Source organism: Aggregatibacter sp. oral taxon 513, from assembly GCF_018128305.1.
Taxonomy (GTDB): Bacteria; Pseudomonadota; Gammaproteobacteria; order Enterobacterales; family Pasteurellaceae; genus Aggregatibacter; species Aggregatibacter segnis_A.
In genome coordinates, this window is record NZ_CP072381.1 from 350,844 (window position 1) to 365,036 (window position 14,193).

The following is a 14,193-nucleotide window of genomic DNA, read 5'->3' on the forward strand; positions in this document are numbered from 1 at the left end:
TTTCGTTTTCAGATTTCAGAAACTTCCGCTATAATGACCGCACTTTTTTAACCTTAAATTAAAGGAATTCCTCATGCAAAATCCAAAAGATGATGTTTTATATGCACCGGTTGAGTGGGTTGACCACAGCGCGGGTTATACCGACATTCGTTATCACAAATCCACCGACGGCATTGCCAAAATCACCATTAATCGTCCGGAAGTGCGCAATGCTTTCCGTCCGCAAACTGTGAAAGAAATGATCACCGCTTTTGCCGATGCCCGTTTTGATGAAAAAATCGGTGTTATCGTGCTAACCGGTGAAGGCGAAAAAGCGTTCTGTTCCGGCGGTGACCAAAAAGTACGTGGGGATTACGGCGGCTATAAAGACGACAGCGGCGTACATCATCTTAACGTGTTGGATTTCCAACGTGATATTCGTACTTGCCCAAAACCGGTGGTGGCGATGGTGGCAGGTTATGCCATTGGCGGCGGTCATGTGTTACACATGATGTGTGACCTGACCATTTCCGCAGATAACGCCATTTACGGCCAAACCGGCCCGAAAGTAGGTTCTTTTGATGGCGGTTGGGGCGCAAGCTACATGGCGCGTATCGTTGGTCAGAAAAAAGCGCGCGAAATTTGGTTCTTATGCCGTCAATATAATGCACAAGAGGCGTTAGATATGGGCTTAGTGAACACGGTGGTGCCTTACGCTGAGTTAGAAAAAGAAACCGTACGTTGGTGCCGTGAAATGCTACGCAACAGCCCAATTGCCTTGCGTTGCTTGAAAGCGGCATTGAATGCTGACTGCGACGGACAATCCGGTCTTCAAGAACTTGCCGGTAACGCCACCATGTTGTTCTACATGACAGAAGAAGGCCAAGAAGGTCGCAACGCCTTCAATGAAAAACGCGCGCCGGACTTTGGTAAATTTAAGCGCAATCCTTAAGATAAAAAGTGCGGTCGTTTTTAAAAATGTTTTTTAAATCGACCGCACTTTCGTTATTTCGCACACAGCAATTTCTTCTCTGCAATTGATATAGGTAAAGATAATGGATTTCGGTTTAACAGAAACAATCATTAAAAACATCGGTTGGAATTTGCGCCATTTCCCTCAGGTTGAAACAGCAATTTTATTTGGCTCGCGTGGGAAGGGGAATTTTCGTGAAGACTCGGACATTGATTTAGCCTTAAAAGGCGATGGCATTACTGACGCCATGTTGCACGACATTCAGCAAACCCTGTCGCAAACTACCATTCCGTATAAATTCGATGTAGTCATTTATGACAAGATTACCGAACCGGCTTTACTGGCACATATTCAACAGGTGGGCAAAATTTTCTATGAAAAGAAAAATTGCGCCATTCAACATCGTCGTTACCAACTTTTCCGTTATTCCATTCCGGTGGATTCTCAACTGATTTTGCGCAATCGCTTTTTGAAAAAGCGTGAAGGTCTTTTAGTGAAAGTGTGCTGTGGGCAAAATGAAGGTTGGGGCGAAATTGCGCCGTTGCCGGAGTTTAGTCATGAAACCTTAGACCAAGCCCAAGCCCAAGCCATCGAATGGCTGGAAAAATGGGATCAATCCCGCAGTTGTAACGTAAAACTGGATTTAACGGATGATTTGTATCCTTCTGTGGCGTTCGGGCTCAGTTGTGCGTTGATGGAAATGAAAGGACGTTTGGGTGACGAAGGCAACTATCAAACCGCGCCTTTATGTTATGGCGACCCGGATGAGCTTTATGAACCGCTGGATCAAATGCAGGGTGAAAAAGTGGCGAAAGTGAAAGTGGGCATGTATGAAGCCAATCGTGATGGCCTTATTGCCGATATGTTGTTAGAAGCCATTCCGGATTTGCAATTACGGCTAGATGCTAACCGCAGCTGGACGCCTGCTAAAGCGCAAATGTTCGCCAAATATGTGAAACCGGAACACCGTGCGCGCATTCAATTTATTGAAGAACCTTGCAAAACCCGTGAGGAAAGTCGTCAATTTGCGGCAGAAACCGGCATTAACATTGCCTGGGATGAAAGTGTACGTGAACCTGATTTTCGTGTGGAAAAAGAACCGCACTTGGCGGCGATTGTAATTAAACCGACCTTGGTGGGATCTATTGAACGTTGTGCCGAGTTGATTGCTCAGGTGCATGCGTTAGGTATGAAAGCGGTTATCAGTTCCAGCATTGAAAGTAGCTTCGGTTTAACCCAACTGGCACGCATGGCGCAACAATATACGCCAAATGTCACGCCGGGCTTAGACACACTGGATTTAATGGATTATCAAGTCGTCAGAGCCTGGCCGGGGTCGGAATTACCTGTCGTTGGCTTGGATTCGGAATTCATTACCGAAGTTATTTTAGATTAAAAGTGCGGTCGTTTTTTTCCGCTATTTTTTACTGGGACGTTTTTACAGATTAGACCAGCAAAAAGCGAAAAATCATTATAATGCGCGCAATAAAAAGGAATGTGATATGTCATCAAAATACAACATTTTGCTGTTAAATGGCCCGAACTTGAATATGTTAGGCGTGCGTGAGCCAGGTCATTACGGGCATTTATCCTTAGCGGAAATTGAACGGCATTTGCAACAACAAGCGGTAAAACAGCAAGTGGCACTGGATTGTTTTCAAGCCAATAGCGAAGAAAAATTAATTGAGAAAATTCACCAAAGCTTTCAAAAAGTGGATTTTATTATTATCAATCCCGCGGCCTATACCCACACCAGTGTGGCGTTGCGTGATGCGTTACTTGCCGTTGGCATTCCTTTCGTTGAAGTGCATTTATCCAATATTCATAAACGAGAACCATTTCGTCATCATTCCTATTTTAGTGATGTGGCGGAAAGTGTGATTTGTGGCTGTGGTGCGCAGGGGTATGATTTCGCATTGCAGTTTGCCGTAAATTATCTTTCAAAAAAGTGAAGATCGGCGAAATTTAGCAAAAAATCGCAGAATTTTATCGCCAAAATAATGATTTTGAGGTAATCTCTCGGGCGAAAATTTATCTTAATCCATACCGTGCTTTTTTCAAAAGTGCGGTGAAAATCTAGCATATTTTAGGAAAAAACTATGGACATTCGTAAAATTAAAAAACTGATTGAATTAGTGGAAGAATCCGGTATTACGGAACTCGAAGTTTCAGAAGAAGAGGGTTCTGTACGTATTAGTCGTGCCACTGTTGCCGCGCCGGCAAATGTTCAGTATTCCATTCCAGCAGCTGCGCCGGCTCCGGTTGCGGCTCCTGCTGCACCAGCTGCCGCGCCGGCAGCCCCTGCTGCAGCACCTGAAGAAGTTTCTGGTCATAAGATCCGTTCTCCGATGGTAGGAACGTTCTATCGTAGTCCAAGCCCTGAAGCGAAAGCGTTTGTTGAAGTGGGGCAAACCGTAAAAGTAGGTGATGCACTTTGCATCGTTGAAGCGATGAAAATGATGAACCGTATTGAAGCGGATAAAGCAGGTGTAGTAAAAGCTATTTTGGTAAATGATGGTGAGCCTGTCGAATTTGATGAGCCGTTGATTATTATCGAATAATTAACATAGCACACCATAATTTAAACAAGAATGGATTTATTATGTTAGAAAAAGTTGTTATCGCCAATCGTGGTGAAATTGCACTGCGAATTTTGCGCGCCTGCAAAGAATTGGGCATTAAAACCGTTGCGGTTCATTCCACCGCCGACCGTGAGTTAAAACACGTTCTGCTTGCGGATGAAACCGTGTGTATCGGTCCTGCTCAATCTGCAAAAAGTTATTTAAATATTCCGGCAATTATTGCTGCAGCTGAAGTGACCGGGGCTGATGCTATTCACCCGGGCTATGGTTTTCTTTCCGAAAATGCGGATTTCGCCGAACAGGTAGAAAGCTCCGGTTTCACGTTTATCGGACCAACTGCCGATGTGATTCGTTTGATGGGCGACAAAGTGTCCGCGATTAACGCCATGAAAAAAGCCGGTGTGCCTTGCGTACCGGGTTCTGATGGCCCATTAACCTCTGACATCGCGAAAAACAAAGAAATCGCGAAACGTATTGGCTATCCGATCATTATCAAAGCCTCCGGTGGCGGCGGTGGTCGTGGTATGCGTGTAGTCCGTAGCGAAGAGGCGTTGGAAGAGTCTATTGCCATGACGAAAGCAGAAGCGAAAGCGGCTTTCAACAACGACATGGTTTACATGGAAAAATATTTGGAAAACCCACGCCACGTGGAAATCCAAGTATTAGCGGACACCCACGGCAATGCGGTTTACTTGGCAGAGCGTGACTGTTCTATGCAACGTCGCCACCAAAAAGTGGTGGAAGAAGCACCTGCACCGGGTATCACCGAAGAAGTTCGTCGTGATATCGGTTCTCGTTGTGCTAAGGCTTGTGTGGAAATTGGCTATCGTGGTGCAGGTACATTTGAATTTTTATATGAAAACGGTGAGTTCTATTTCATTGAAATGAATACCCGTATTCAAGTGGAACATCCTGTGACGGAAATGATTACCGGTGTGGACTTGGTGAAAGAGCAATTGCGTATTGCTGCAGGCTTGCCGATTTCTTTCAAACAAGAAGACATTAAAGTGAAAGGCCATGCGATGGAATGTCGTATCAACGCGGAAGATCCAAAAACCTTCTTGCCTTCACCGGGCAAAGTTGATCATTTGCATTCTCCGGGCGGTTTAGGCGTGCGTTGGGATTCTCATGTTTACGCAGGTTACACCGTTCCTCCGCATTATGATTCCATGATTGCGAAATTGATTACTTACGGCGATACCCGTGAAGTCGCGATCCGTCGTATGCAAAATGCGTTATCAGAAACCATCATTGACGGTATTAAAACGAACATTCCGTTGCATGATCTGATTTTAGCAGACGAAAACTTCCAAAAAGGTGGCACAAATATCCACTATTTGGAGAAAAAATTAGGTATGCACGAATAAAACGTAGCATTAATAGAAAAAGTGGATCTCAGTCCACTTTTTTTATTTAGGATTGCGGAATATTCATGATGGAAATGGAATGTGCGTGTTAGCTTCACAAGGCGACTTTACCCGAGGAAATTCAGGAGGCCAAAGCACAGTGGCGGTAGTCATAGTAATTTAAGCGGTCAAGTTGAAAATCATGTAGGCAATCGTGGATTTGATTATGAAGAACAAGCTAAAAAAATGGGGATAAAAACAGATCCTATTGAACATATTAATCCTAATGACAATAGAAATCAAAATGTCAGAAACTCTTATGATATACAAGCCGGAAAAAATCGGATTATGTCTGATTCAGCAGAGAAATTTGCTAACAACAGAGAAAAGGCAAACGAAGATAAATATAAAGATAAGTATTAGGAGGATACATTATGAAATTATTTTTTAATTTATTAAAAAAAATTAAAGACAAAATTGGATTTAGAATTATGACTAAAGAAGAATATGCGCTTTTTTTAAGAAAAAAAAGAATGGTTCATAATTCAAATTTTTCAATGGATGATATAAATACTAATAATTCATCATTCTTTAACTCAAACTTTTCAATGAATGGTGTAAACACTAATAATTCATCATTTATTCATAATGAAATTAATCCGGCTACTGGGTTGACAACATCTAATGGAATTGATGTAGGAGGGAATCCTTATGGAGTAGATTTAAGCGGTTCTTTTGATTCAATTAATCCGGCTACTGGGTTGCCAACATCTAATGGAATTGATGTAGGAGGGAATCCTTATGGAGTAGATTTAAGCGGTTCTTTTGAACACTCATTTCAAGACTTAGGCAATTCTTATCACAATGATTCTCATCACAACTAAATAAGGAGAAATTATGTTTGGGGTAAACAAAGTTACGATTGTTGGTTACTTAGGCAATCCACCGGAAATTCGCACTATGCCAAATGGTGATACCGTTGCTAACCTTAGCGTGGCAACAAGTGAAAGTTGGACAGATAAAGAAAAATGATATATGAACTTACAACAACGTTATAAACAAGCGACCAAAGAAGCCCGTTGGGCATTGGGCTTAACTTTGCTTTATGTGATTGGTTGGTGCTTATGTGCTTACTTGCCAAAAGGTACACAAGGCCCAATTGGTTTTCCTCTGTGGTTTGAACTGGCCTGCATTTACCTGCCGATTCTGTTTATTGTGGTAGCGTATTGGCTGATTAAAATTGTGTTTCAAGATATTCCGCTGGATGTGGAAGAGAAAAAACAATATTCGACAACGGAGCGTCACCAATGAACCTAGGGATTATTTTTCCGCTCGTCATTTATTTAGCCTTTGTCTTCGGGGCGGCGATTTATGCTTATGTGAAACGTCAAAAAGGCGGGGATTTTCTTTCTGAATATTATGTCGGCAACCGTTCTATGACGGGTTTTGTGCTCGCCATGACGACTGCCTCTACTTATGCCAGCGCCAGTTCCTTTATTGGTGGCCCCGGTGCGGCGTATAAATACGGATTAGGCTGGGTTTTGCTTGCCATGATCCAAGTACCTGCCGTGTGGTTGGCGCTTGGTGCGCTGGGGAAAAAATTTGCCTTGCTTTCACGAGAAACTAACGCCTTGACGATCAATGATTTATTGCTTTATCGCTATAAAAATAAATATTTGGTATGGATTGCCTGTGTTGCGTTGTTGATCGCGTTCTTTGCGGCGATGACCGTGCAATTTATCGGTGGTGCCCGTTTATTGGAAACTACCATCGGCATTCCTTACACCCAAGCCTTGTTAATTTTCGCTTTAACCGTGGGAATTTATACCTTCATTGGCGGTTTCCGTGCCGTGGTGTTGACGGATACAATCCAAGGTACCGTGATGATTCTCGGCACGATTGTGTTGTTAGTCGGCGTGATTTATCAGGTAGGCGGCGTGGAAAGTGCGGTCAAAAAATTAACTGAAATTGACCCAAGCCTCGTCAGCCCGTACGGACCAAATGAGATGTTAGATTTCCAATTTATGGCGTCTTTCTGGATTTTGGTTTGCTTCGGTGTGGTCGGCTTGCCGCACACGGCAGTGCGTTGCATGGCGTTTAAAGACAGCAAAGCCCTGCACAATGGTATGTTGATCGGCACGATCGTGTTGACGATTATCATGTTTGGTATGCATTTGGCGGGCGCATTGGGGCGCGCCATCGTACCGGATTTAACGGTGTCGGATAAAGTGATTCCGAGCCTGATGTTGCAAGTGTTGCCACCGATTGTGGCGGGGATTTTCCTTGCGGCACCAATGTCGGCGATTATGTCCACGGTGGATGCGCAGCTGATTCAATCGTCTTCTATTTTTGTGAAAGACCTGTATTTGGCGGCAAAACCGCAGGCAGTGCAAAATCAAAAACGGATTGGCCTAATCTCCTCAATCATTACGTTAATTTTGACCGCACTTTTAATTTTTGCGTCTCTGAATCCGCCGGATATGATTATTTGGCTGAATCTGTTTGCCTTTGGTGGACTTGAAGCCGCATTTTTGTGGGTTATCGTTCTTGGACTTTACTGGGACAAAGCCAATGCTTACGGTGCGGTTAGCTCCATGTTGGTCGGCTTGGTTTCATTTATTTTATTTACCCAATTTGGCATTAAACTCTTTGGCTTCAACCCGATTGTGCCATCTCTCGTCTTTGGCTTGGTGGCATTTTTGATTGGGAATAAAATCGGCGAGAAGCGCCATTCATCATAAAACATATAGGAATAAACATGGCTTGGATTCAAATTCGCCTAAACAGTACTAATGAAAAGGCTGAGCAAATCAGTGATTTTTTAGAAGAAATCGGCTCGGTGTCCGTTACTTTTATGGACAGCCAAGATACCCCGATTTTTGAGCCTTTGCCGGGAGAAACCCGCTTGTGGGGCAACACCGATGTGATTGCTTTATTTGATGCAGAAACCGATATGAATGTGGTGGTGGAGGCACTTAAACAGGCGAACCATGTAAATGAACATACTGCCTATAAAATCGAACAAATCGAAGACAAAGACTGGGAGCGCGAGTGGATGGATAATTTTCATCCAATGCAATTTGGTCAGCGCTTGTGGATTTGCCCAAGCTGGCGTGATGTGCCGGATCCGAATGCCGTGAACGTGATGCTTGATCCGGGCTTGGCGTTTGGTACGGGGACGCACCCGACTACGGCACTTTGTTTGGAATGGCTTGATAGTTTAGATTTGAAAGATAAAACGGTGATCGACTTTGGTTGTGGTTCCGGCATTTTGGCCATTGCGGCATTGAAGTTGGGCGCAAAAAGTGCGGTCGGTATTGATATCGATCCACAAGCGATTTTAGCCAGCCGCAACAATGCGGAACAAAATGGTGTGGCAGATCGCTTGCAACTGTTTTTATCTGATGCAAAACCGTCGGACTTGAAAGCCGATGTGGTGGTGGCGAATATTTTGGCGGGGCCGTTAAAAGAGCTTTACCCGGTGATTAGCCAGTTAGTGAAACCAAACGGGGATTTAGGTTTATCAGGCATTTTGGCGACACAAGCACAATCCGTGTGTGATGCTTATGCAGAGCGCTTTGTGTTGGCGCCGGTGGCAGAGCGCGAAGAATGGTGTCGAATTACCGGTAAGCTAAAGGCATAACGCACAATAAGCCTCAAAGTATAATAGAAAAGTGCGGTGGAGAAATATCACGTTTTTTCACCGCACTTTTTGTTTTACGGCGCTCAATGAACGAGACAATTTCCCCATCAAAGTCAATTCTTTTATAGCAAATTTCTGCAGAAATTTGGCAAATTGAATTGGATCTAAAAAAATTATAATTTGTATAAAAATTACCCTTTGCAAACGCATTAAAAGTGCGTATGATAGCGCACCTTGTCGGTTGGCAGCCGAGTTTGGTCAAGTTGTTGGAAAGTCGCGGAGTCATAATGCGCATTGGTCATTATCAATTAAAAAATCGCATTTTATTGGCACCCATGGCGGGAATTACCGATCAACCTTTCCGTAAAATCTGCGCCCATTACGGGGCGGGTTTAACCTTTTCAGAAATGATGTCAACCAATCCGCAAGTGTGGCATACCGAAAAATCGAAATTGCGCTTAGCGCACCACCAAGATGCCGGTATCAATGCCGTACAAATTGCGGGTTCCGATCCCGACGAAATGGCGCAAGCCGCTCAAGTGAACGTGGAATACGGCGCTCAAATTATTGATATTAATATGGGCTGTCCAGCGAAAAAGGTGAATCGTAAAATGGCGGGCTCCGCTCTTTTGCAATATCCCGACTTAGTTCAACAGATTCTTGAGGCCGTCGTGAAATCGGTCAACGTTCCGGTAACGTTGAAGATTCGCACCGGTTGGGATACGGAAAATCGAAATTGTGTCGAGATTGCTAAAATCGCAGAGCAAAGTGGCATTCAAGCGTTAACCGTGCATGGTCGCACGCGCGCCTGTAAATTTGAGGGCGTCGCGGAATATGACTCGATTAAAGCGGTAAAACAAGCTGTTTCCATTCCGGTGATTGCCAATGGCGATATGATTTCCCCACAACAAGCCAAATTTGTGCTCGATTATACGGGGGCAGATGGCGTAATGATCGGCCGAGGGGCATTAGGCCGACCTTGGGTGTTTCAAACCATGGTGGGGTTGGTGGAACACAATTCGATCGTGACCGAACCAAGTTTAGAAGAAAAGTGCGGTGTAATTTTGCAACATATCCGTGAGCTGCATCAGTTTTACGGTGATGAAAAAGGTTACCGAATCGCACGTAAGCATATCGCTTGGTATTTACAGGATATTCAACCTCATTCTGTTTTCAAACAAGATTTTAATGCGCTCACTTCCGCTTCGGCGCAGTTAGACGCATTAGAACAATTTTTTCGTTTAATTTGATTTAATTAATGGATAGAACAATGTTAGAACAACGTAATCCGGCGGAAGCATTAACTGTTTCTGTGCTGAATTCTCAATCTCAAGTAACCAACAAGCCATTACGCGATTCTGTGAAACAGGCTTTAAAAAATTACTTATCCCAATTAGACGGTCAAGATGTCAACGATCTTTATGAGTTGGTATTGGCAGAAGTTGAACATCCGATGTTGGATATGGTTATGCAATATACCCGTGGTAACCAAACCCGCGCGGCGACAATGCTTGGCATTAACCGCGGTACATTGCGTAAAAAATTAAAAAAATACGGTATGGGTTAGTTTTTAGCTCATTTTTCATTCTTGCCCTTGTCCTTTTGACAAGGGCTTTTTTTATTGTTTCTTCCCGTTTGTTTTTCTTGCGCAAACGTTTTCGTTTATCCCAATTTCCTTTATAATAGCCCGCAATTTTTGTTTCAATTCAACCTTAAAGGTAATCCTCATGTTTCAAACTTTCCGTGGCTCACCTGCCCTTTCCGAATTCCGTATTCATGGCTTAATGCAAAAATTCCAACAGCAACAATTACCGGTGAAATCCGTGTATGCGGAGTATGTGCATTTTGTGGCATTAAACTCCACTCTTTCTGCTGAACAGGAAGCCAAACTAAAAGCCTTGTTGCATTACGGACCGACCCTTGCCGAACATGAAGCCAAAGGGGAAAGTTTTATTGTGATTCCGCGGGTCGGCACCATTTCCTCTTGGTCGTCTAAAGCCACCGATATTGCCCATAACTGCGGCTTAAATGAAGTGGAACGTATTGAGCGTGGTTTGGTGTATTACTTTGAATTGACACAGTCGTTAGATGAAAAAACGACGGAAAAACTGACCGCACTTTTACATGACCGTATGATGGAAACTGTGGTGCGCAAGGCTGATGAGGCGGAAGTGTTGTTCCGCCAACAAGAACCGAAGCCGTTAAAAATCGTGGATATTTTAAACGGCGGGCGCAGCGCTTTAGAAAGTGCCAACGTGGAACTTGGCTTGGCATTGGCGGAAGATGAAATCGATTATTTGATGGAAAATTTCACCGCACTTGGACGCAACCCGCACGACATTGAGCTGTATATGTTTGCACAAGCCAACTCGGAACACTGCCGCCACAAAATTTTCAATGCTGACTGGATTATCGACGGTAAAAAACAGGATAAATCCCTGTTCAAAATGATCAAAAATACCTTTGAGAAAACCCCAGATTTTGTGCTTTCCGCGTATAAAGACAACGCCGCAGTGATGGAAGGCTCCAAAGCGGGACGTTTCTTCCCGGATCAAGACGGCATTTACCGTTATCACAATGAAGACACCCACATTTTAATGAAAGTGGAAACCCACAACCACCCGACCGCCATTTCCCCGTTCCCGGGGGCGGCAACCGGTTCCGGTGGTGAAATCCGTGACGAAGGGGCTACCGGTCGCGGCGCAAAACCGAAAGCGGGTTTGGTGGGCTTTTCTGTGTCCAACTTATGCATTCCAAACTTTGAACAACCTTGGGAAGCGCCGCTTTCTAAACCAAACCGTATTGCTTCCGCCTTAGATATTATGTTGGAAGGCCCGTTAGGTGGCGCGGCGTTTAACAACGAATTCGGTCGTCCTGCATTGCTTGGCTATTTCCGTACTTACGAACAAAAAGTGAATAGTTTCAATGGCGAAGAAGTGCGTGGCTACCACAAACCGATCATGTTGGCGGGCGGTATCGGTAACATTCGTGCCGAACACGTGCAAAAAGGCGACATTCCGGTGGGCGCAAAACTGGTTGTGCTTGGTGGCCCGGCCATGAACATCGGCTTGGGCGGTGGTGCCGCCTCTTCTATGGCGTCCGGTAAATCGAAAGAAAACTTGGATTTCGCCTCCGTACAACGGGATAACCCTGAAATGGAACGTCGTTGCCAAGAAGTGATCGACCGTTGCTGGCAACTGGGTGATGACAACCCGATTGCCTTTATTCATGACGTGGGCGCGGGCGGTTTATCCAACGCCATGCCTGAATTGGTGCATGACGGCGGCCGTGGCGGTAAATTTGAACTCCGTAAAATCCTAAGTGACGAGCGCGAAATGAGCCCATTGGAAATTTGGTGTAACGAATCACAAGAACGTTATGTGCTTGCCATTCATCCGGAAAAACTACCGCACTTTGAGGAACTTTGCCGTCGTGAACGCGCGCCTTATGCGGTGATCGGTGAAGCCACGGAAGAAGAACACTTAACCTTACACGATGAGCATTTCAACAACAATCCGATTGATTTACCAATGGGCGTGTTGCTCGGTAAAACCCCGAAAATGACCCGCGATGTGCAAACCGCTAGCGTTAACGGCGAACAGCTTGAACAAAGCCAGATTCAATTAAAAGAAGCGTTACATCGCGTACTTCGTTTGCCTGCGGTGGCGGAAAAAACCTTCTTAATTACTATCGGTGATCGCACGGTGACCGGCATGGTGGCGCGTGATCAAATGGTCGGCCCGTGGCAAGTGCCGGTGGCAGACTGCGCGGTGACCACAGCGACCTTAGATAGCTACTACGGCGAAGCTATGTCCATGGGTGAACGCACGCCGGTAGCATTACTCGATTTCGCTGCGTCTGCCCGTTTAGCCGTGGCAGAATCCCTCACCAACATTGCCGCCACGAATATCGGCGACATTAAACGCATTAAATTGTCTGCCAACTGGATGTCCGCCGCAGGCCACAAAGGCGAAGACGCAGGCTTATACGCTGCGGTGAAAGCCGTGGGCGAAGAGCTTTGCCCGCAATTAGGCTTAACCATTCCGGTGGGTAAAGATTCCATGTCCATGAAAACCACTTGGCAGGAAAATGGCGAGCAAAAAAGCGTGACTTCGCCGCTTTCTTTGATTATCAGCGCCTTCGCCCGCGTGGAAGATGTGCGAAAAACCGTCACCCCACAATTACGCACTGACAAAGGGCAATCCCGCTTGTTGTTGGTGGATTTGGGCGAAGGCAACAACCGCTTGGGTGCTACGGCGTTAGCGCAGGTGTATGCGCAACTTGGTGACAAACCGGCGGATGTGGTTAATGCCGACACATTGAAAAACTTCTTTAACGCCATGCAAGAATTGGTGGCGCAAGAAAAATTATTGGCATATCACGACCGCTCCGATGGCGGGCTAATCGTCACCTTGGCTGAAATGGCATTTGCCGGACATTGTGGCGTGGCTGTGGATATCAGCGCCTTGGGCGACAACGATTTAGCGGTGTTATTTAACGAAGAATTGGGCGCGGTGATTCAAGTGCGCGACAGCGATTTGAGTCTCGTGCGCGATGTCTTTGCCAAACACAATGTGTTGCACTTAGTGAAAGAATTAGGCGCCGTGACTGAAAACGACGAAATCGAAATCACCCGCGGCAACAAAGTGCTACTTAATGAAAAACGTTCCGAATTACGCGGCATTTGGGCGGAATTGACCCATCAAATGCAACGTTTACGCGACAACCCGGAATGTGCCGACCAAGAATTTGCCGCGAAGAAAAATCCGCAGGACAAAGGCTTCTCCGCCCGTTTAACCTACGACCCAAGCGAAGACATTGCAGCACCTTATATTGCCACCGGCAAGCGCCCGAAAGTGGCGGTGTTGCGCGAACAAGGCGTCAACAGTCATGTTGAAATGGCGGCGGCATTTGACCGCGCCGGCTTTGAGGCTATCGATGTTCACATGAGCGACTTACACAATCGCCGTTATGACTTGCAACACTTCAATGCGTTAGTGGCGTGCGGCGGCTTCTCTTACGGCGACGTGCTCGGCGCCGGTGGCGGTTGGGCAAAATCCATTTTATTTAACCCGCACTTACGGGATCAATTCAGCCAATTCTTTGAACGTGAAGACACGCTCGCACTTGGCATTTGTAACGGCTGTCAAATGCTTTCCACCTTGGCGGAAATCATCCCGGGTACAGAAAATTGGCCGCGTTTCGTGCGCAATAAATCCGAACGTTTTGAAGCCCGCGCCGCCTTGGTTCGCATTAACGAAAGCAACTCCCTGTGGTTCCAAGGCATGGCAGGCTCTCACATGCCAATTGCCGTTTCCCACGGCGAGGGCAGAGTGGAATTCAAAACGCCTGAAAATTTAACCGCACTTCAAGCGCAAAACTTGATCGTGGCGCAATACATCGACAACAACCTCAACCCGACAGAAGTGTACCCGGCGAACCCGAACGGCTCCGCCCTCGGCATCACCGCCCTTTCCAACACCAACGGCCGCGTCGCCATCATGATGCCACACCCGGAACGCGTCTTCCGCACCGTGAGCAACTCATGGCATCCGGAAGAGTGGGGAGAAGATGGGGCTTGGATGCGGGTGTTTAGGAATGCGAGGGTGGTGTTTGCCTAATTACTTTATATTGGATATGATTGGCTTAGTTTTCAAAATATTATATTAA

The 14,193-nt window shown here is 45.6% G+C and carries 13 protein-coding genes and 2 pseudogenes; all 15 read left to right on the forward strand.

All coding sequences use genetic code 11. The features are described from left to right. The first annotated feature begins 73 nt into the window (after nt 1-73). The 15 genes and pseudogenes from menB (at nt 74) to purL (ending at nt 14,144) form a co-directional block, all read left to right on the forward strand. Nucleotides 74-931: a 1,4-dihydroxy-2-naphthoyl-CoA synthase gene (gene menB / locus J5A60_RS01870; protein WP_005701557.1), complete on the forward strand. Its 858-nt coding sequence runs from the start codon at nt 74-76 to the stop codon at nt 929-931. Between the two features lie 103 nt (nt 932-1,034). Further along, nucleotides 1,035-1,277 (forward strand): annotated as a pseudogene (locus J5A60_RS09520) (nucleotidyltransferase domain-containing protein); the annotation flags it as partial. Between the two features lie 69 nt (nt 1,278-1,346). Then, nucleotides 1,347-2,348, forward strand: a complete 1,002-nt coding sequence (menC, locus tag J5A60_RS01875) for an o-succinylbenzoate synthase (protein WP_249113898.1) — start codon at nt 1,347-1,349, stop codon at nt 2,346-2,348. A 106-nt stretch (nt 2,349-2,454) separates the two neighbouring features. Next, nucleotides 2,455-2,904, forward strand: coding sequence for a type II 3-dehydroquinate dehydratase (aroQ, locus tag J5A60_RS01880; RefSeq protein ID WP_006717072.1), 450 nt, complete (start codon nt 2,455-2,457; stop codon nt 2,902-2,904). A gap of 147 nt (nt 2,905-3,051) precedes the next feature. Further along, nucleotides 3,052-3,513, forward strand: coding sequence for an acetyl-CoA carboxylase biotin carboxyl carrier protein (gene accB, locus J5A60_RS01885; protein WP_212510387.1), 462 nt, complete (start codon nt 3,052-3,054; stop codon nt 3,511-3,513). A 41-nt stretch (nt 3,514-3,554) separates the two neighbouring features. Continuing rightward, complete coding sequence (accC, locus tag J5A60_RS01890; RefSeq protein WP_212510388.1) at nt 3,555-4,901, forward strand: acetyl-CoA carboxylase biotin carboxylase subunit; 1,347 nt, start codon at nt 3,555-3,557, stop codon at nt 4,899-4,901. An 81-nt stretch (nt 4,902-4,982) separates the two neighbouring features. Next, nucleotides 4,983-5,303 carry a hypothetical protein gene (locus J5A60_RS01895; protein WP_212510389.1) on the forward strand — a complete coding sequence of 107 codons (321 nt, stop codon included), beginning with the start codon at nt 4,983-4,985 and terminating at the stop codon, nt 5,301-5,303. An 11-nt stretch (nt 5,304-5,314) separates the two neighbouring features. Beyond that, entirely contained in the window at nt 5,315-5,764 is a 450-nt protein-coding gene (locus tag J5A60_RS01900; protein WP_212510390.1) for a hypothetical protein, read from the forward strand. 13 nt (nt 5,765-5,777) lie between these two features. Then, nucleotides 5,778-5,903 (forward strand): annotated as a pseudogene (locus J5A60_RS01905) (single-stranded DNA-binding protein); the annotation flags it as partial. Between the two features lie 12 nt (nt 5,904-5,915). Beyond that, the gene (locus J5A60_RS01910) at nt 5,916-6,191 is read left to right on the forward strand and encodes a YhdT family protein (protein ID WP_212510391.1); all 276 of its coding nucleotides are present in this window, start codon (nt 5,916-5,918) and stop codon (nt 6,189-6,191) included. After that, nucleotides 6,188-7,621, forward strand: coding sequence for a sodium/pantothenate symporter (panF, locus tag J5A60_RS01915; RefSeq protein WP_212510392.1), 1,434 nt, complete (start codon nt 6,188-6,190; stop codon nt 7,619-7,621). The genes J5A60_RS01910 and panF overlap by 4 nt, the downstream gene beginning before the upstream one ends. Nucleotides 7,622-7,638: 17 nt before the next feature. Further along, nucleotides 7,639-8,523, forward strand: coding sequence for a 50S ribosomal protein L11 methyltransferase (gene prmA / locus J5A60_RS01920; RefSeq protein WP_212510393.1), 885 nt, complete (start codon nt 7,639-7,641; stop codon nt 8,521-8,523). Between the two features lie 287 nt (nt 8,524-8,810). Then, entirely contained in the window at nt 8,811-9,773 is a 963-nt protein-coding gene (gene dusB / locus J5A60_RS01925) for a tRNA dihydrouridine synthase DusB (protein ID WP_212510394.1), read from the forward strand. 20 nt (nt 9,774-9,793) lie between these two features. Next, complete coding sequence (gene fis / locus J5A60_RS01930) at nt 9,794-10,090, forward strand: DNA-binding transcriptional regulator Fis (RefSeq protein ID WP_032997766.1); 297 nt, start codon at nt 9,794-9,796, stop codon at nt 10,088-10,090. A 160-nt stretch (nt 10,091-10,250) separates the two neighbouring features. Further along, on the forward strand, nt 10,251-14,144 hold the full coding sequence (purL, locus tag J5A60_RS01935) for a phosphoribosylformylglycinamidine synthase (RefSeq protein ID WP_212510395.1): 3,894 nt from the start codon (nt 10,251-10,253) through the stop codon (nt 14,142-14,144). Nucleotides 14,145-14,193 lie beyond the last annotated feature (49 nt).